The organism is Burkholderia arboris (genome assembly GCF_038723655.1).
Classification (GTDB): domain Bacteria; phylum Pseudomonadota; class Gammaproteobacteria; order Burkholderiales; family Burkholderiaceae; genus Burkholderia; species Burkholderia arboris.
On sequence record NZ_CP109822.1, the window covers coordinates 3368404 to 3387147 of the forward strand.

General features: G+C 67.8%; 13 protein-coding genes. 6 read left to right on the plus strand and 7 right to left on the minus strand.

Annotation, left to right across the window (positions count from 1 at the left end):
• The 4 genes from OHZ10_RS32520 to OHZ10_RS32535 form a co-directional block, all read right to left on the minus strand.
• Window positions 1-1053 carry a nucleoside hydrolase gene (locus OHZ10_RS32520; RefSeq protein ID WP_342705387.1) on the minus strand — a complete coding sequence of 351 codons (1053 nt, stop codon included), beginning with the start codon at window positions 1051-1053 and terminating at the stop codon, window positions 1-3.
• Window positions 1054-1141: 88 nt separating this feature from the next.
• Window positions 1142-2254 carry a porin gene (locus tag OHZ10_RS32525; RefSeq protein WP_059238945.1) on the minus strand — a complete coding sequence of 371 codons (1113 nt, stop codon included), beginning with the start codon at window positions 2252-2254 and terminating at the stop codon, window positions 1142-1144.
• A 161-nt stretch (window positions 2255-2415) separates the two neighbouring features.
• Window positions 2416-3726 carry a hypothetical protein gene (locus OHZ10_RS32530; protein WP_342705388.1) on the minus strand — a complete coding sequence of 437 codons (1311 nt, stop codon included), beginning with the start codon at window positions 3724-3726 and terminating at the stop codon, window positions 2416-2418.
• Between the two features lie 389 nt (window positions 3727-4115).
• Window positions 4116-5534: an MFS transporter gene (locus tag OHZ10_RS32535; protein ID WP_059238941.1), complete on the minus strand. Its 1419-nt coding sequence runs from the start codon at window positions 5532-5534 to the stop codon at window positions 4116-4118.
• Window positions 5535-5973: 439 nt separating this feature from the next.
• On the opposite strand from OHZ10_RS32535, the gene OHZ10_RS32540 reads away from it, so the two are divergent.
• Window positions 5974-8418: a DUF3772 domain-containing protein gene (locus OHZ10_RS32540; protein ID WP_174994199.1), complete on the plus strand. Its 2445-nt coding sequence runs from the start codon at window positions 5974-5976 to the stop codon at window positions 8416-8418.
• Window positions 8419-8544: 126 nt separating this feature from the next.
• Here the strand turns inward: OHZ10_RS32540 and amaB are convergent, their stop codons facing one another.
• Window positions 8545-10056 carry an L-piperidine-6-carboxylate dehydrogenase gene (gene amaB, locus OHZ10_RS32545; protein WP_059238935.1) on the minus strand — a complete coding sequence of 504 codons (1512 nt, stop codon included), beginning with the start codon at window positions 10054-10056 and terminating at the stop codon, window positions 8545-8547.
• Window positions 10057-10690: 634 nt separating this feature from the next.
• On the opposite strand from amaB, the gene OHZ10_RS32550 reads away from it, so the two are divergent.
• The 3 genes from OHZ10_RS32550 (at window position 10691) to OHZ10_RS32560 (ending at window position 14485) form a co-directional block, all read left to right on the plus strand.
• Window positions 10691-12271, plus strand: a complete 1581-nt coding sequence (locus OHZ10_RS32550) for an amino acid permease (protein WP_059238933.1) — start codon at window positions 10691-10693, stop codon at window positions 12269-12271.
• A 142-nt stretch (window positions 12272-12413) separates the two neighbouring features.
• Window positions 12414-13682 carry an FAD-binding oxidoreductase gene (locus OHZ10_RS32555; RefSeq protein ID WP_342705389.1) on the plus strand — a complete coding sequence of 423 codons (1269 nt, stop codon included), beginning with the start codon at window positions 12414-12416 and terminating at the stop codon, window positions 13680-13682.
• Between the two features lie 128 nt (window positions 13683-13810).
• Window positions 13811-14485, plus strand: a complete 675-nt coding sequence (locus tag OHZ10_RS32560; RefSeq protein ID WP_059238928.1) for a TetR family transcriptional regulator — start codon at window positions 13811-13813, stop codon at window positions 14483-14485.
• 57 nt (window positions 14486-14542) lie between these two features.
• On the opposite strand, the gene OHZ10_RS32565 is transcribed toward OHZ10_RS32560, so the two are convergent.
• Together OHZ10_RS32565 and OHZ10_RS32570 are read right to left on the minus strand one after the other, a co-directional pair.
• On the minus strand, window positions 14543-16336 hold the full coding sequence (locus OHZ10_RS32565; protein ID WP_342705391.1) for a phospholipase D-like domain-containing protein: 1794 nt from the start codon (window positions 16334-16336) through the stop codon (window positions 14543-14545).
• Window positions 16337-16441: 105 nt separating this feature from the next.
• Window positions 16442-17200, minus strand: coding sequence for a DeoR/GlpR family DNA-binding transcription regulator (locus tag OHZ10_RS32570; protein WP_342705392.1), 759 nt, complete (start codon window positions 17198-17200; stop codon window positions 16442-16444).
• 204 nt (window positions 17201-17404) lie between these two features.
• Between OHZ10_RS32570 and OHZ10_RS32575 the strand changes: the two genes are divergently transcribed.
• Window positions 17405-17590 (plus strand): hypothetical protein, encoded by a 186-nt coding sequence (locus OHZ10_RS32575; RefSeq protein ID WP_006480515.1) that lies wholly within the window; start codon window positions 17405-17407, stop codon window positions 17588-17590.
• A gap of 212 nt (window positions 17591-17802) precedes the next feature.
• Window positions 17803-18672 (plus strand): DMT family transporter, encoded by an 870-nt coding sequence (locus tag OHZ10_RS32580; RefSeq protein WP_174994203.1) that lies wholly within the window; start codon window positions 17803-17805, stop codon window positions 18670-18672.
• Window positions 18673-18744 lie beyond the last annotated feature (72 nt).

The following is an 18744-nucleotide window of genomic DNA, read 5'->3' on the forward strand; positions in this document are numbered from 1 at the left end:
TCAGGGCAGCTTCGCGATGCGCTCGACGAGCGTCGCGTAGAAGCGGTCCGCGTCGACCTCGTTGATCCACGTCGCGTTCGCCGCGCGGCCGCTGCGCCCGTTCCAGTCGACGATCGTCTCGCCGAGCGTCCACTGCCCGGTCGTCTCGACCACGACGTTCACCTTGCGCCCGCCGAACAACGTCGGATCGACGAGATAACCGACGGCCGTCGGGTCGTACATCGGCGCGTCTTCGACGCCGCGCCGCTTCTTGTTGTACGCGAGTTCGGCATCCATGATGTCGGCGACAATCTTGCCGCAGCGATTGCCGAGCGCGCGGAACGGCGCGACGCGCGCCGGCGTGGTCGGCGCCTTCACCGCGACGTCGCGCGGCAGCACGACGATCGGCACGCCGCTGCCGAACACGACTTCCGCCGCCTGCGGATCGACGTAGATGTTGAACTCGGCGGCCGGCGTGATGTTGCCGCGCTCGAAGAACGCACCGCCCATCAGCACGATCTCGCGCAGCGCGCCGCGAATCTGCGGCGCTTCGACCAGTGCGGTCGCGATGTTCGTCAGCGGGCCGAGCGCGCACAGCGTCACGCTGTTCGGCGCTGCGCGGCTCAGCGTATCGACGAGGTACGACACCGCGTGACCGGCAGCCAGCGGCGCGCGCGGCTCGTGCAGTTCGACACCTTCCAGCCCCGTCTTGCCGTGCACGTTCGCGGCCGTCACGAGATCGCGCACGAGCGGACGCGGGCAGCCCGCATAGACCGGCAGCGTCTTCGTGCGGCCGGCCCAGTCGCGGATGATCCGCGCATTGCGTTCGGTCAGGTCGAGCGGCACGTTGCCCGCGACGGCCGTCAGCGCGCGCACGTCGAGCCGGTCCTGCGCGCCCAGCGCGAGCAGGATCGCGATGGCGTCGTCCTGCCCCGGGTCGGTATCGATGATCACCGTGCGGCGCGCGGCGTCGCCGCCGGCCGCGAACGCGCCCGACTCGGGCAGCAGCGCGGTGCCGGCCAGCGCGGCGGACAGTTTCAGGAAGGTGCGGCGGGATGCGATCGGATGGGTCATGGTCGGGCTCTCGAGAAAACGCCGGGCCGCCTCACGTTTTCCTGACCCCCTCGGGGGGTCTGGCGCGAAGCGGCAGGTTGGGGGGCGCTCAAAATACGTGCCGGACGCCGAGCGTCGCCATCATCTGGCGCGTGCCGGTCGAGCGCGCGTACGCGAAGATCTGCGCATGGTCCGCGTCGCCGGCCGCCTGTTGCGCGATCACCGTCAGCGCGACGTCGGTGCGTTTCGACAGGAAGTAATCGGCCTGCAGGTTCACCTGGTGCCATTTCGGACGCTTGTCGATCACGTCGTACTTGCCGTTCGTGAACGCATACGCGGCGCCGAGAAAGAGCTGCGGCGTCATCGTGTAGACGACGTTCACGCCGAGGTTCTGCAGATGCAGGTGCGAATTGTCGAGGTAATCGTAGCGCACGTCGGTGAACATCGCGGCGAACTGCGCGCGGCCGATCGTGTAGAAACCGCCCGTGCCCGCGATCCGCTGCCGGCTTGCGTACGCCGCCGGCGACATCGCGCTCTTGCTGAAGATCAGCAGCGGCGACGCATAGTCGTTCGCGATCGCGCCGTCCTGGTTCGTCGCGCTATACGGATGGTTGTACTGCGCATAGACCGCGCTCCAGCGCAGCGCGCCCTGCTCGTAGCCGAGCCCGAAGCTGTACGCGCTGTTGTTCGCGAAGCCGGTCGCGTTGCTGAAGCCGTACAGCGCGGTGAATTTCAGGCCGTAGTAGACGGGGCTCACGTACTTCACCGAGTTCTGCACGCGGATGTCGTTGTAGCCGTTGTCGTTGTCGCCGATGTTCACGCCGTTGCTCGCGATGATCACGGGCCCGATGTAGTCGTGGATCGCGTCGTACTGGCGGCCGAACGTCAGCGAGCCGTAGGTGCGGTCGGCCAGGCCCACGTAGGCCATGCGCCCGAATTCGCGGCCGTTCTGCGCGGCCGTGCCCGTCATCACGTTGAAGCCGTTCTCGAGCTGGAAGATCGCGGACAGCCCCTGCCCGAGATCCTCCTTGCCCTTCAGTCCCCAGCGCGGGTTCTGGTTCGTGCCGGACAGCGCCTGCCAGGCGTTCTTGCCGCCCTGGTTGGTCGCGAACCCGACGCCGGCCGAGATGAGACCGTACAGCGTGATGCTGCTTTGCGCACAGGCATGGGTCGCGAAGGCGCCGAGCATCGCGAGCGGAGCGAGCTTGTAGAGAGTTTTCATGCGGGTCGTGTGATCGGTGGTGGTCCAGGCGCGGCAGGGTTCCGCGAAACTGGACTCGACTATACGAACCCGGATCGGATAATAAAAGTTTGCTTTTCTTATGTATCAATAAAACGGATTTATTCTCATCCCCGTATCTCCGCCGGCCGGCGGACCGGCCGTCAGTCCGCCGTGTCGCCGCCCTTCGGCAGCTTCGACCACGCCTTGCGCCCCGGCATCGGCGCCCAGCCCGGGCGGGCCCTGCGCGCGCTGTCGATCACGACGAGGTAGCGGCCCGCGATCGGCGTGATGTCGCGGTCGCGCCGCAGCACCCACAGCGACTTGCCGGCCTCGACGCGCGCCTGGTAGTCGTCGTCGAGCAGGCCGTGGCGGTCGAAAAACGTGTTCAGCGAAGCGGGAATCCGCACGCAGCCCTTCGAGTGCCGGATGCCGAGCAGCGCTTCGAGGCGGTCGGGATCGGTCGCATGCATCTGGAAGCGCATCGGCGACACGCCGCCCTTGCCCCAGCCGCGCTCGCCGTCCACCCAGCCGAAGTCATAGATGCGCATGTCGCGGCGGCCGTAGCCGCGAATGCCGTTCTCGTTCGTCGTGCCTTCCGCGCGAAAATCCATGGTGTCGGGCGAGTGATGGAACACGCCGAGCGGCGTCAGGAAATGGTCGTACTTGCCCGGCAGCCCGGTGCCGACCGGCGATGCGCCGATCATCAGCCATGCGTTGGCCGGCGTGGCGCGGAAGTAGATGAAGAGCGCCTGCACGTTCGGTGCGCGGTCGACCATCGCGACGTACTCGCCGGCGAGGTCGCCGAGGTCCGCCTCGGCGAGTGCCTTCTGGAGCCGCTCGCCGTAGGCGCGCTGTTCGCTCGCGGGCACGTTCAGGCGGCGTGTGACTTCCTGCGTGAAGCGCTTGCGCATGTCGACGGCGCGCGCCGTCGCGTTCTTCGCTTCGTCGGCCGATAGCGGCGGATGCCGGCGCGGTGGGGTCGGTGCGGGCGCTTCGGCCTCGCTGGCGGCGGCCGGCGATGCGGCCGACGCAGGTTCCGCGGCGGACGCCGCAGAGCCAGCCGACGCGCCCGATGCCCCACTGGCAGGCTCTGCATGATGCACACGCGACGCGGCAGGCGCGGATTGCGCAGCCGATGCGCCTGACGACGCGTGCGCGGACGAAGCCGGATGCGCATGAGACGCCGTCGACGCGGGCGACGCGGGCGACGCAACTGATGAGGATGACGTAGCAGCGGACGACGGCACGTCGGACGCGGCAACAGCCGGCCGCCCGGCCAGAACGGAACCAGGCAACGCGGCAGCGAGCCACGCGTACACGGCCAATGTGCGGGTGAGACGGTGCGGCTTCGCCAACGGCCGCTTCAGGCTGGAAAGCATCATACGTTCGAAGCCATCGGCCGATCCGGCCGCCGCATCATGCTGGTGCGAGCGGCGCATCTTCCGCGCGAGCCATCGACACGTCCGGCGCATCGTATGCGCCCGGCGCCGACGCCTCTTCGCGGCGGAGCCGTTCGCTGATGCAACGCGTGCGGTCCGATGGCGGCTAATGAGTCGTCAGGCCCTTCATTTTACGCGCCGGCGCAGGAATCGGCAGCGGCAAAAGTGGGGGTTTTGCGGCAGATTTGCGCTTCGTCACGCTTTGTTTCAACTCGTTGCGGTTTGCGTTCCGGTTGCGTGTCACGCTTGCAGATTGAGCGTCTCGAAACACGCGCCCGGGAACTCGCGGGTTCCGCTCGCCACGATGCTCTCGCCTGATAAATTCGCATACCCAATCAATTGGGCCATGCGGCTTCCCCCGAGGAAAGTGCTTTTCGCATGCGTGCCGCGCGAACGATGCGGCACGCATGCGCAACTGCCTGCTACTTCGAGATGGTTTCCAGCGCGATGCCCTTCGTGCGCGGCCCCATGAGTCCGATCGCGGCCATCACGATCACCATCGCGCCCGCAATGAACGCGAACACGCCGAACGTGCCGAAGCCCCGCAGCACGGCCGCGATCACGAACGACGAGAAAATCGCCGAGAAGCGGCTCCACGAATAGACGAAGCCGACGGCCCGCGCGCGGATCGACGTCGGGAACAGTTCCGCCTGATACGCGTGGAAGCTATACGACATGATGTTGCTTGCGAGCGTGAGGCCGATGCCGAGCACGATCAGGAATGCGCCCACTGTCGTCTGGCTGAACAGCAGCCCGCAGACGACGATCGCCGCCGCCATCGCGACGATCACCGACTTGCGCTCGAAGCGGTCGGCGATCACGAGGCCGATCAGCGGTCCGATCGGCGCCGCGAGCGCGATCACGCTCGAATACATCAGGCTCGACGTGATCGTGATGCCCTGCTTGATCAGCAGCGTCGGCACCCAGTTCGCGAAGCCGTAGAAGCCGACGGTCTGGAACACGTTGAAGATCGTCATCATGATCGTGCGGTTGCGATACGGCGGCACCCACATGTCGCGAAAGCGGCCGCGCGGCGGCACGGGCTCGGCCGGCGCGGGCGGCGGCAGCGGTCGGCCATACTCGGCTTCGACCTTCGCCTCGAGCGCGCGCATGATGCGATCGGCTTCGTCGACGCGCCCCTGCTGCGCGAGCCAGCGCGGGCTTTCCGGCAGTTCGCGGCGGATCCACCACACGAACAGCGCGCCGTGCGCGCCGATCAGCACGACCCAGCGCCAGCCGTCGAGGCCGAGCGGTGCATGCGGCACGAGCAGGTACGCAAGGAACGCGACCACCGGCACCGCGACGAACCCGACCGCCTGCTCGCAGGCGAACGCACGGCCGCGGATCTGCTTCGGCACGAGTTCGGAGATGTACGTGCCGATCGTCACCATCTCGACGCCGAGGCCGAGACCGACGACGAAGCGCCAGAAGTTCAGCCCGGCCGCGGTGTCCTGGAACGCCATCACGACGTTGGCGGCCGTGTACCACAACAGCGACCACGTGAAGATCGCGCGGCGACCGAAGCGGTCGGCGAGGAAGCCGCACGCGATCGTACCGATGAAGAGCCCGGAGAACAGCGCGGCAATGAAGCTCGCGACGCCCGTGGTGCCGAACAGGCCGTGCGTCGTCGCCGACAGGATGCCGCTTTTCACGAGGCCGGGCGCGACGTAGCCGCTATAGAGCAGATCGTAGAGTTCGAAGAAGAAGCCGAGGCTCAACAGAACGACGAGTTTCCAGACGCTGCGGGTCGGCGGCAGGCGGTCGAGACGAGCCGAGATGGAGCCGGGGTCGATGGAGGGGGATTGGGCTGTTGCCTGCGGAAGGCTGTCCGTTGAGGCCATCTTGGGCGCGTCTCCTGGTCGTGTCGTGTTGTGTGTTGTTGTCCGGCGACCGGCGAGCCGCCGTCGGGCGAATCGCTGCATTGTACCGGCACGCCCGTTCGGCGTACGCGCAAGCCGGCCGCGCAGCAGGCGTCGCAGCGGTTCGGACACCCTATTTTCGTGCCGGATAGTGTGTAACTTGCGTAACCGTGTGTCGGGGACGGATAACGCGTCGGGGCGGCCCGCCGGCGCTGCCCGCCCCGGCCGCTGGCGGCGCCGGCCCGGCGGTACGGGCCTGCCGTCAGATTTCGCGCCTACGTGCCTCGCACGCCTCGCCACAAACGGGGTACGCAATCGGTACAACCACGCGTTCCACACCCCGGTAACATGCTACCGGGCCAACCACCGGCTTCCGGCTGCCTTTCGGCACCCGGCACTGTCGGCCAATCGTAAGCATTCCATGTCCATACAACGACTCTCCACGTACGCCCGCCGGATCGTGCTGATCGCGCTGCTGCAGTTCGCCGCAGTCGCGGCCGCGTCGGCATCGACGGATGCCGCCTCCGCTCCGGTCGCGAGCGGCGTCGGCGCAACCGTGCCCGCCATTTCGCTGACCGACGCCGTCGCGCAGCTCAAGCAGATGCAGGTCGAACTGGACCGCATCAAGCAGCAGACCTCGACCGCATCCAACAGCAAGGAGCTCGATGCGCTCGACGACTCGGCACAGGAACTGAGCACCGATGTCGCCAAACTGCAGAGCGATCTCACACCGCAACGCGCGCAGGTCCAGGCGCAACTCGACGTGCTCGGCCCGCCGCCGGCCGAGGGCGCCGCGCCGGAAACGCCGGCCGTCGCGAAGCAACGGACCACGCTGAACGCACGCAAGACACAGATCGATGCGGCGCTGAAGCAGGCCACCGACCAGAAAGCCAGCCTCACGAACCTGACCGAGCAGTTCGCAAAGCTGCATCGCAGCCTGCTGAAGAACCAGCTCGCGTTCCGTTCGGGCGGCATCTTCAGCGCGCAGTTCTGGCTGCCGCTGTTCCACCTGTCGCCTGACGACCGCCAGCGGCTCGAGGATTTCGACGACGAACTGTTCGACATGCTGCATTCGTCATGGGTGCCCGGGCAACGCGCGGTCACGACGGTGCTGCTGATCGCCGCGTTCGCGGTGTGGCTCGGCGGCCGCCGGCTCATCGAGCGCGGGCTCGCATGGATTGCGCTGAGCCGCCTGCCGCCCACCCGCCTGCGCCGCAGCGCGCTGGCGCTGTCGACCGTGCTGTCGACCTTCCTGGCGACGGCCATTGCCATTCAGATTCTCTACCTCGCCGTCGCGCGCCACTACGAGCTCACGCCGTCGCTGACCGACCTGTGGGACCAGTTTGCGAAGCTCGCTGCCACCTGCGCACTGATCGCCGGGCTCGGCCGCGCCCTGCTCTGCACCAAGCATCCGTCGTGGCGCCTGCCCGCGCTCGCCGATCCCGTCGCGCTCGCGATGAAGCCGTTCCCCGGCATCCTGGCCGCCCTGCTGCTCGTGTCCGGCACGCTCGAATCGATCAACCGGATCGTCGACACCAGCCTGGCGGTCACGCTGTTCGGTCGCGGCATCGTGTCGCTCGTCGTCGCGCTGACGGTCGGCGCGTCGCTGTTGCGCGCGAACCGCGCGCGCAGCGCGCTCGCGGCGGCGGGCGAGGCCCCCGAGCAGCGCTCGACGCTCGCGGGGCTGATCCATGCCGGCGTCACGCTGGCGATCGTCGCGTCGCTGATCGCGCTCCTGATCGGCTACATCACGGTCGCGCGCTTCATCACGTATGAGCTCGTGTGGTTCGAGATCGTGCTGTGCGCAACCTACATCCTGATCCAGTTGACGCGCGACGCAAGCGAAAGCCTGTTCTCGTCGAGCCTGTCGACGGGCCAGCAGATCAAGCATCTGTTCGCGCTCGAAGATCGCCACCTCGATCAGGCACGCACGGTCCTGTCCGGTTTCGGCACGAGCCTGCTGATGCTGATCGCGGCAATCGCGCTGCTGACGGGCGGCTTCGGTACGACGCCGGGCGACCTGCTCGACAGCGCGGTCGCGATGATCGGCAGCCAGCGGCTGCAGAGCCTGAACATCATGCCCGACCGGATTTTGAACGCCGTGATCGGGTTCGCGATCGGCTTCTACCTGCTGCGCTCGCTGCGCCGCTGGCTCGACAGCGAGTTCATGCCCGCGCTCGGCATGGATACGGGCATGCGCGTGTCGCTGATCACGCTGTTCACCAACGTCGGCTACGTGCTGCTGGTGCTGATGACGCTCGGGCTGCTCGGCGTCCGGTGGAACAACCTCGCGTGGATCGTCAGTGCGTTGTCGGTGGGTATCGGCTTCGGCCTGCAGGAAATCGTGAAGAACTTCGTGTCCGGGCTGATCCTGCTGACCGAGCGCCCGGTGAAGGTGGGCGACATGATCAGCATCGCGGGCGTCGAAGGCGACATCCGCCGCATCAACGTGCGCGCGACCGAGATCCAGCTCAGCGACCGCTCGACCGTGATCGTGCCGAACTCGCAGCTGATCTCGCAGAACCTGCGCAACGTGACGATGGGCAACAGCACGCAGGGCGTCGCGACACTGGTGCTGACGTTCCCACTGAACACCGATCCCGAGCAGGTGCGCGACCTGCTGCTCGACGCTTATTGCGAACACCAGGCGATTCTCGAGAAGCCGGCGCCGTCGGTGACGTTCAGCCAGCTCACGCCGGACGGGATCACGCTGAGCGTGACGGGTTACGTGTCGAGCCCGCGGATCGCGAGTTCGACCAAGAGCGACCTGCTGTTCGAGATCCTGAAGCGGCTGCGCGCGGCGGGGATCACGCTGTCGAGCCCGCAGATGCTGGTCGTGCAGAACATGCCGGCGGCGGAGCAGTGAGCACCGCCTGAGCGGGCGAGTCGTCGACAACGCACCCGCCTCTCCCGAAATACAAAGGGCCGGTTGCCGCATCCGCGGCAACCGGCCCTTTTCATTCACACGCGGCGCCCAGCGGGGCACCCCGTATTACACGTCGAACTTCACACCCTGCGCCAGCGGCAGCTGACGGCTGTAGTTGATCGTATTCGTCGCGCGGCGCATATACGCCTTCCACGCATCCGAACCCGACTCGCGGCCACCACCCGTTTCCTTCTCGCCGCCGAACGCGCCGCCGATTTCCGCGCCGCTCGTGCCGATGTTCACGTTGACGATCCCGCAATCGCTGCCGGCCGCCGACATGAACTGCTCGGCTTCACGCATGTCGTTCGTGAAGATCGCCGACGACAGGCCTTGCGGCACCGCGTTGTGCAGTTCGATCGCGTCTTCGAAGTTGTCGTAGACCATCACGTACAGGATCGGCGCGAACGTCTCGCGCTCGACCACCGCCGATTGCTTCGGCATCCGCACGATTGCCGGACGCACGTAGTACGCATCCGCGTGACCGATGTCGACACGTTCGCCGCCCTTCACTTCGCCGCCCTGCTCGCGCGCATCGCCCAGCGCCTTCTGCATCGCGTCGAACGATGCGCGATCGACCAGCGGGCCGACCAGCGTGCCGTCTTCAAGCGGGTTGCCGACCTTCACCGACGTGTAGGCCTTCTCGATGCGCGGCAGCAGTTGCTCGACCAGGCTGCGATGCACGATCAGGCGGCGCAGCGTCGTGCAGCGCTGGCCGGCCGTTCCAACCGCCGCGAACGTAACGGCACGCACGACGAGATCGAGATCCGCGCTCGGCGCGACGATCATCCCGTTGTTGCCGCCGAGTTCGAGGATGCCGCGCGCGAGACGCTGGCTCAGCACCTTCGCGACTTCCTGGCCCATCCGCACGCTGCCCGTCGCGCTGACGACCGGCACCTTCTTCGACGCCGTCAGCACTTCGCCGACGTCGCGCATGCCGAGCACCAGCTGGCTCAGCTCGGCCGGCGCGACGCCCGGATGCGTCTTCTCGAATTCGCGGATCGCCTTCTGGAGCAGCACGTGACATGCAATCGCGGTGAGCGGCGTCTTCTCGGACGGCTTCCACACGACCGAATCGCCGCACACGAACGCGAGCGCCGCATTCCACGCCCACACTGCAACCGGGAAGTTGAACGCCGAAATCACGCCGCACACGCCGATCGGGTGCCACGTTTCCATCATCCGGTGGCCCGGGCGCTCCGACGCGATCGTCAGGCCGTAAAGCTGGCGCGACAGACCGACCGCGAAATCGCAGATGTCGATCATTTCCTGCACTTCGCCGAGGCCTTCCGACGTGATCTTGCCGGCTTCGAGCGTGACGAGGCGGCCAAGCTCGGCCTTGTGCTCGCGCAGCACGTTGCCGAACACGCGCACGAGTTCGCCGCGCACCGGCGCCGGCACCGTGCGCCACTTGAGGAATGCGTCGTGCGCAGCGTCGATCTTGCGTTCTGCGTCAGCCGGCGTGTCGACAGCCAGCGTCGCGAGCGTCGCGCCGTCGAGCGGCGAACGCGCGGTCAGCGCATTGCCTTTCCACTGGGCGAGATCGATGTCGAGCGCGGCAAGAATGTCGTTGAATTGCATCACTTCCTCTTCAGGGACAGATTGATCGGTGCGGCGGCAGCGCCGCCCGCGTGATTCGATTGGAGCGCGTTCGCGCGCCCTGTGCAAGCGGATGCGCCGCGTGGCCGGCCCGGTGCGCCCTGCGGCGCATCGCGCTGCGCCGCCGCCGGAAGCCCGGCCGGACGGCGCGCCCCAGCCTCGCGAGGCACGATCCATGAAATACATTGTCGGTGGCCACAAGTCGGGCCGCTATTGATATTAACTCACGACTTCATTCCGAAAACGCAACAACCCGACGAACGAACCCCATGCTTTCCTGTGCCGATATGGGACGCTTCCTAAGCCCGCAACCGGGCGATCGGACGCGTCCTGAAGCAATACAAGTTGATGACAAACCTGCATCACCCTGTTCGGAAATATCGTTTGCCGGTCGTGCATCGGGCACACACAATCGGGGCGACGTCGAGGTGCAACGCACCCGGCGCGCCGCCGGCCGCCACTACGGCAGCCGGACGCCAGACGAACGCGACACGCATCGCGGCCCCGCTCATCGGGCCCGTTTCGCACCGTATCACCGCTGCCCGGCCCGCGCCCGGCAACGCGTCGCGCTTCGTCACCGAAAAAACAATCCCGGAGACAGCGCCCAGCGCCCGCCATGCATTCAGATGCCCGCCCCGATTCGTCCCGCCCTTCCGGCTCACCGCCCGCGAAGCCGTCCCTCCACCGTGCGCTGCAGGCCCGCCATCTGCGAATGATCGCGATCGGCGGCTCGATCGGCACGGGCCTGTTCGTCGCGTCCGGCGCGTCGATCTCGCAGGCCGGCCCGGGCGGCGCAATGCTCGCGTACATGGTGATCGGCCTGATGGTCTATTTCCTGATGACGAGCTTAGGCGAGATGGCCGCGTTCATGCCGGTGTCGGGTTCGTTCGCCACCTACGGCGCGAAGTTCGTCGACGAAGGCTTCGGTTTCGCGCTCGGCTGGAACTACTGGTACAGCTGGGCCGTGACGTTGGCGGTGGAGCTCGTCGCCGGGCAACTGGTGATGAACTACTGGTTCCCGCACGTGCCGGGCGTCTGGTGGAGCGCGCTGTTCCTCACCTTGATCTTCGCGCTCAACGCACTGTCGGTGCGCGGCTTCGGTGAAGCCGAATACTGGTTCGCGCTGATCAAGGTACTGACGGTGCTCGCGTTCGTCGGCGTCGGCCTGCTGATGATCTTCGGGATCATGCAGGGCGGCCCGAGCGCCGGCTGGGGCAACTTCACGATCGGCGACGCGCCGTTCGCCGGCGGCTGGGCAACGATGCTCGGCGTTGCGATGATCGCGGGCTTCTCGTTCCAGGGCACCGAAATGATCGGCGTCGCGGCCGGCGAATCGGAGAACCCGCGCACGACGATCCCGCGCGCGGTGAGCCAGATCTTCTGGCGCATCCTGCTGTTCTACGTGCTCGCGATCTTCGTGATCGGCGTGCTGATTCCCTACACCGACCCGAGCCTGCTGAAGAGCGACGTGACCGACATCGGCGTGAGCCCGTTCACGCTCGTGTTCCGCCACGCGGGCCTCGCGTTCGCGGCCGGGGTGATGAACGCGGTGATCCTGACGGCCGTGCTGTCGGCCGGCAACTCGGGCATGTACGCGTCGACGCGGATGCTCTACAACCTCGCCGTCGAAGGCCGTGCGCCGAAGCTGTTCGCGAAGCTGTCGGCGGGCGGCGTGCCGCGCAACGCGCTGTATGCGACCACCGCCGTCGGCGCGCTGTGCTTCCTCACGTCGCTGTACGGCAACAAGACCGTCTACCTGTGGCTGCTGAACACGTCGGGCATGGCCGGCTTCATCACGTGGCTCGGCATCGCGGTCAGCCACTACCGCTTCCGCAAGGGTTTCCTGAAGCAGGGCTACCGGCTCGACCAGTTGCCGTACCGGTCGAAGTGGTTCCCGTTCGGCCCGCTGTTCGCGTTCGCGCTGTGCGCGGTCGTCGCGCTCGGCCAGGACTATCAGGCGTTCCTCTCCGACAAGATCGACTGGGTCGGCGTCGCCGCGACCTACATCGGCCTGCCGTTCTTCCTCGCGATCTGGCTCGGTTACGCGCTCGTGCGCAAATGCCGCCTCGTGCGCTACGAAGACATGGAGATTGCGCCGTGGATCGAACGCAACGCGACGCCCGAAGCCGCGCCGCAGGCCGCCACCGGCTACGCGGGCTACGTCGCCCGCCCGGCCAACCCGACGCCGGGTGCGTGACGCCTGACGTCACGCTTCGCGCCGGCCGCCGCCCGAACGCGGCGGCCGGCCCCCTGACAACCCCATTCGACGCGGCGCGCGCGTTCAGGCAAGATCGACGCGCGCCGTCTGCTTTTTTGCCGTCACGAGTCCACGAAATCGCATGCAGAACTTCTACGAAGCCACCGTTACCCGCCAGCCCTACCCGCAACTGACCGGCACGATCGACACGCAGGTCTGCATCGTCGGCGGCGGCCTCGCCGGCCTGTGCACCGCGCTCGGCCTCGTCGAGCGCGGTGTGCACGACGTCGTCGTGCTCGACGGCGAACGGGTCGGCTTCGGCGCGTCGGGCCGCAACGGCGGCTTCGTGTTCGGCGGCTACAGCCTCGACAATGCCGACCTGCTGCGCACGCTCGGCCGCGACGAAGGACGCCGGCTGTACCGGCTCACCGTCGATGCGGTCGACCTGATCCGCACGCGCATTGCGCGCTACGGGATCGACTGCGACATCGTCGATCAGGGCGTGATGCTCGCGAACTGGTTCGACGATCCGTCGCGGCTCGACAGCGTGCGCACGCTGATGAAGAACGAACTCGGCGTCGACTGGGAAGCCGTCCCGGCCGGCGCGCTGCGCGAGCGGCTGAAGACGCAGCGCTATTACGGCGGCCTGTTCGAGCCGAACGCGTTCCACTTCCATCCGCTCAAGTACGTGCTCGGCGTCGCGGCTGCCGCATCGCGCGGCGGCGCACGCGTGTACGAACGCTCGGCCGCACTCGGCATCGCGCGCGAAGGCGCCGGGTACGTCGTGCGCACGGCGCAGGGCACGGTGCGCGCGAAGGACGTCGTGTTCGCGTGCGGCGGTTACGCGCGCGGCGTGTCGCCGCGCATCGAGCGCGCGGTGCTGCCGATCGCGACCTACGTGATCGCGACCGAGCCGCTCGGCACGCAGCTGCCCGACGCGATCGACGCGCCGTATGCGATCTACGACACGCGTTTCGCATTCGACTACTACCGCCCGCTGAAAGACACGCGCATCCTGTGGGGCGGCCGGATCTCGGTCCTCGACCGCGGCCCCGAAGCGATCGCGCGCCTGCTGCGGCGCGACCTGCTGCGCGTGTATCCGCAACTGGAGGGCGTGAAGATCGACTACGCGTGGGGCGGGCTGATGAGCTACGCGCGGCACAAGATGCCGCAGATCGGCCGCGATGCGGACGGCGTGTGGCACGCGATCGCGTTCGGCGGCCACGGGATGGCGCCGACCACGGTAGCGGGCGAAGCGCTCGCCGCCGCGCTGGCCGAAGGCCGGCCGGTGCCCGACGGCTTCGCCGCGTTCGGGCTCACGCGCACGTTCGGGCTGGCCGGCCTCGCCGCCGCGCAGCTCACGTACACCGCGTACCAGGCCCGCGACGCGCTCGCATCCTGCCGCCGCTGAACGGCCGCGGCGGCTGAAACGGCCCCGCCGGATGGCCCCGCCGATTAGAGCGGAAGGTCGGCCGGGCGGGGATTTCCCGCATGCTAGAATGCCTTTTCCAAGCCGCCGCGAACCCACAATAAAGTCACATGAAAGCAGGAAGCAAGGCCGCCACGTCCGACACCCGCGCGCTTGCGTCCGAAGCGCGGCGTAAATACGATCCCGAGCAAACCAAGCGCAACATCCTCGATGTCGCCACGCAGGAATTCTCTGCGATGGGCCTCGCCGGTGCGCGCGTCGACGCGATCGCCGAGCGCACGAACACGACGAAGCGCATGCTCTACTACTACTTCGAAAGCAAGGAAGGCCTGTACGAGGCCGTGCTGGAGAAGGTGTACGGCGATATCCGCGCGCTCGAGCAGGAACTGCACGTCGGCGACATGGAGCCGCGCGAAGGCATGCGCCGCCTCGTCGAATTCACGTTCGACTATCACGACAAGCATCGCGACTTCGTCCGCCTCGTGTCGATCGAGAACATCCACGGCGCGAAGTATCTCGAACAGCTCAAGTCGTTCAAGAACCGCAACGTCAGCATCATCAAGACGCTCGAGGAACTGGTCGAGCGCGGCGCGGCCAGCGGCGCGTTCCGCAAGGACATCGACGCATTCGACCTGCACCTGCTGATCAGCTCGTTCTGCTTCCACCGCGTGTCGAACCGCTACACGTTCGGCGCCGCATTCGGCCGCGATCCGTCGGCGCCGCGCCTGCGCGCGCGGCATCGCGACACGATCGCCGACGCCGTGCTGCGCTACGTCGCCGCGTAAGCAGCGGCAAACGCAACCCGGGGCACGCACCATCCGTGCCCCTCGCACTTCGGCAAGTCAGTCCGCCGGTGCGGTCGACGCCAGTGCGATCCGCGCCTTCTCTTCCGGGCTTCCCGCCACGTAATACTTCTTCGCCCAGCTCGAATCGGGTGCGAGCGCGAGCCGTGCATGCGCGCCCGTGCCCGCGTCCGTGCCGTGCTGCTGCGCATTGATCGCCAGCGCCCGCGCGCGATAGTGCTCGTAGAGCCGCAGGAATTCCGCGAGATAGATCGCCGCGATCCGCTTGTCGCGAATCTCGAGCAGGTTCTCGTCGTTGTACTGCTCCGAATTGCGGCTCATGTTCGCCGAGCCCGTATAGACGACCGGATTCGCGCCTTCCGCATCGATCACGATGAACTTGTGGTGGATCACGACGGGCGGAAAGGCCGGCGCCGGCTCGCCCGGAAAGAGCCGCAGTTCCGGCGTGAAACCCTGCGGCACGGTGGCCGGCGAGAAATACGCGGCATCGATCACGTCGTGATTGTCGCGGCTGCGGTGGTACAGCTCGAGGTTCGCGAGCGTCGCCGCATCGAGCGTCTGGCCGGCCAGCTGCGCCGTATCGGCCTTCGTCGCGCTGCCGACGTTGATCTTGTTCACCAGCCCGAACATCATCAGCCCGCGGTCGCCGGCCGCGAAACAGGCATCGCGCAGCGCCGCGTCGGTCGGCATGAACAGGCAGAACGACACCGAATGCTTCGCGGCCGCAATCGCGGCGACGATCGTGTCGATCTCCGTACGCTGCCCCGCCGGCTCCGGCGAAAACGCGACACGCACCTGCGCGCTGCCGATCGTCATCGGCTCGGACCAGCCCGACGTCAGCTTCGCCGTCTCCGCGATCGACGGATTCCCGGCCAGCGCATGCGCGCGGTCGTTGTACAGCGCGGCGAGCGCGGACAAGTCGAACGCGTGCAGCACGTTGGCCTGCTCGGTCAGCCCTTCGGTCGTGAAGTTCGCGGAACCGGTCAGCACGCGCGCGGGCGCCGGATTCGACGGCGCATCGGTCACGATGAACTTGTCGTGCATGATGTGCGTCTTGTCGCGCGGCGCGCGCGTCGCGAGGCCCTGCAGCGCGTCGACGGCCGGCTGGTTCGGCGACGGCAGCGGCGGCTTGCCCTTGCGCGACGTCGTGTGCGCGTCGTAGACGATCGCGAGCGACGCTTCGCCATGCTGGCGCCCGAACGCCTCGAACGCGGGCAGCGCCCACAGCGTGTCGGTGAGGTGATAGACGGCCGACGCCGCGCGCGAAGCCGGATCGAGCATCTCCGCGAACACCTGCTCCATGTCGTTCGCGAGCCACGTGCGCAGCTTCAGCGCCTGCGCGTCGCTCGGCGCCGCGTTCGGCGCGAGGCCCAGCGCCGCGACCTGCTTCGCGAACGCCTGCGAGCTCACCACCGCGCGGTTGAACCACGTGCCGATGCCGTCCTCGATATGCGCGGGCAGCACGACATCGCATACGCCGCCTTCCGCGTCGAGCACCTGCAGGTTCGCCGGCGTGCCGACGACCGGATAGACGTCGTAGCGAAATGACGCATCGCGGTCCTGGGGATCGATGCGCGCATCCCACCACATGAATTTCTGGATCGGCGCCTGGTCGGTCGGCGCATCGCCCTGCGTGTCGGCTGCCGGACCGTCGAACGTCAGGCGGTTCGGCAGCCAGCTGTCCGGCGCACGCGTCTTGCCGTCGGCCGACCAGAAGCCCGGTGTGCGCCGGATCGCGAAGCCGAGGAAATCGGACCGCGACGCCGCATCGGGCCAGTCGAAGGCCAGCAGGACCAGGGTGGGGGAAAGATAGCTGCGCACGCTGACGGTCATTCGTTGCTCCCTGGCCTGGCGGCCGGTCGAGGTGAATGAGTCAGTGTTGACGGCGGTTCTTCCCGCGGGATGACGGTTCGGTGAACCTTGTATGTCGGACGCGCGTCAGTCGCACACGAGCAGTTCGATCCCGCGCGCGGTCAGCGCGCGGCGCACGACCTTGTCGGGCGCGCGCTCGGTCACCAGATAGCGGGCGGCGGCCGTGCCGTTGATCCGCACCGGCGTCACGCGGCCGAATTTCGAATGGTCGGCGACGATGATCGCCGTGCCGGCCGCCGCGATCATCCGGCTGCGCACCTCGGCCGCGAGCCGCGAGTAGTCGGTGCATTCACCGTCGGGCGTGATGCCGCCCGCGCCGACGAACGCGAAATCGACGTGGTATTGCGCGAGCTGGTGAATCGTGTCGAGCCCGAAGGTCGCGTCCTCGTCGTCGGACAGCTCGCCGCCGAGCAGCGTCACGCGGTTGCCGTTGCGCCGCGCGAGCACGAACGCGGTACGCCAGTCGTTCGTGTAGATCGACAGCCGGTGCCGGTCGGCGAGCGCCAGCGCGACCGCATGCGGCGTGCTGCCCGAATCGATCAGCACCGATGCATCGTCGGGCACGAATTCGGCCGCGCGCCGCCCGATCGTGCGCTTCGCTTCGGCATTCGCGGCTTCGCGCTCGGACAGGCTCGGCTCGCGGCGATCCGCGGCCAGTGCGCCGCCGTGCGTCATCACGAGCAGGCCGCGCGCGGCCAGCGCGTTCAGGTCGCGCCGCACCGTTTCGCGCGACACGTCGAGCGAACGGACGAGTTCCGCGACCGACAGCGCGCCCGACCGTCCGAGCTCCGACAGGATGTATTGATGACGTTGTTCCGCCAGCATCGCGTGTGCGCCCGAGGCGACTGGTAATGGGTAAGCCGGCCATTGTATTACGGACGTTTGACCGGCATTTGACGGCGGCGGGAAACGGAACCGGCCGCGTTTCCCGAAAGCGAAATTCTGTATTGCCTCACGCGCGCGAATCGGCGCGGCGCCGGTTGCTACACTTTGCGCTTCGCCGAACGACCAAGCAAAGGGGCTCGCGCCATGTATCGCAAAGGCAGTGTGATCGAAATCCAGTTTCCGCCGGAACGCCTCAACGACGCAGCCGGCGATCCGTACTGGATCGACCTGACGCTCGACGAAGCACGCCGGCTCTACGAACAGCTCGCCGCACGCTTCGCGACCGACGCGCGCGCCAACCAGCCGCTCGACACGTTCTCGATCGACTGATTCGGCTGATCGCCGCGGCTTCGCACCCGCCCGTGCCGCATCGAGCGGCGCGGCACCCGTTCCCTCCGCCCCGCGCGTCCGACGCGCAATGATCGCCGGCACCGCCACGCATCGCGCGGCACGAGTGCAGGATTCGACAAGACGCCGGCACCGCTTCCCCCGATACTGGCCGACTTCCCGATTCTGCCCGGCCGCCTCGCGGCCCGTCACGCATGCTTACCTCGATCGTCGCTGCCGCGTTCGTCGCGCTGTGGTCCACCGGCTTCATCGTTGCGCGGGCAATCAAGCCCTACGCCGATCCCAACCTGTTCCTGCTCGCCCGTTTCGCGGGTACGGCCGCGCTGTTCGGCGTCGTGGCGCTCGTCGCGCGCGCACCGTGGCCGGCCCGCCGCGAATGGCCGCGTCACCTGATCGCGGGCGCGCTGCTGCAGGGCGTCTATCTCGGCGCGAGCTACTGGGCCGTCGCGCAAGGGTTGAACGCGGGGGTCATGGCGCTGCTCGGCGCGCTGCAGCCGCTCGCCACCGCCGTGCTGGCCGTCCCGCTGTTCAACGAGCGCCTGCCCAGGCGCGGCTGGTTCGGGATGGCGCTCGGGCTCGCCGGCGTCGCGCTCGTGCTGGCGCCGAAGGTCACGGGCGGCGTCGCGCCCCCGCCGGGTGCGGCACCTGCTTGGCTCGTCGTCGCCGTGTCGGTGCTGGCGGTCGGGTCGATCACGGCCGGTTCGCTGTACCAGAAAGGCAAGCTCGCGCAGAGCGACCTGCGCACCGCGGTCGCCGTACAGAATTTCGGCGCGGCGATCGTCGCGGCCGTCTTCGTCGTGCTGCTTCATGAAACGCGCTGGATCGGCGCGCCGGCGCTGTGGGTGTCGCTCGTGTGGGGCGTCGTGTTCCTGTCGGGCGGCGCGGTCACGATGCTGATGTGGATGCTGCGGCGCGGCAACGCGGCGCGCGCGACGTCGCTGCTGTTCCTCGCGCCGCCGCTCGCCGCGCTGCAGGGTTACTGGCTGTTCGGCGAAACGCTCGCGGCGATCCAGCTCGCCGGCTTCGCGCTCGCGCTGGTGGGCGTCGTGCTCGCACGACGCTGACGCCGGCCATCCGGCCCTCGCTTGCATCGATGCCCTGCGCACGGATGCCCTTCATGCGGCATCCTGCACCCG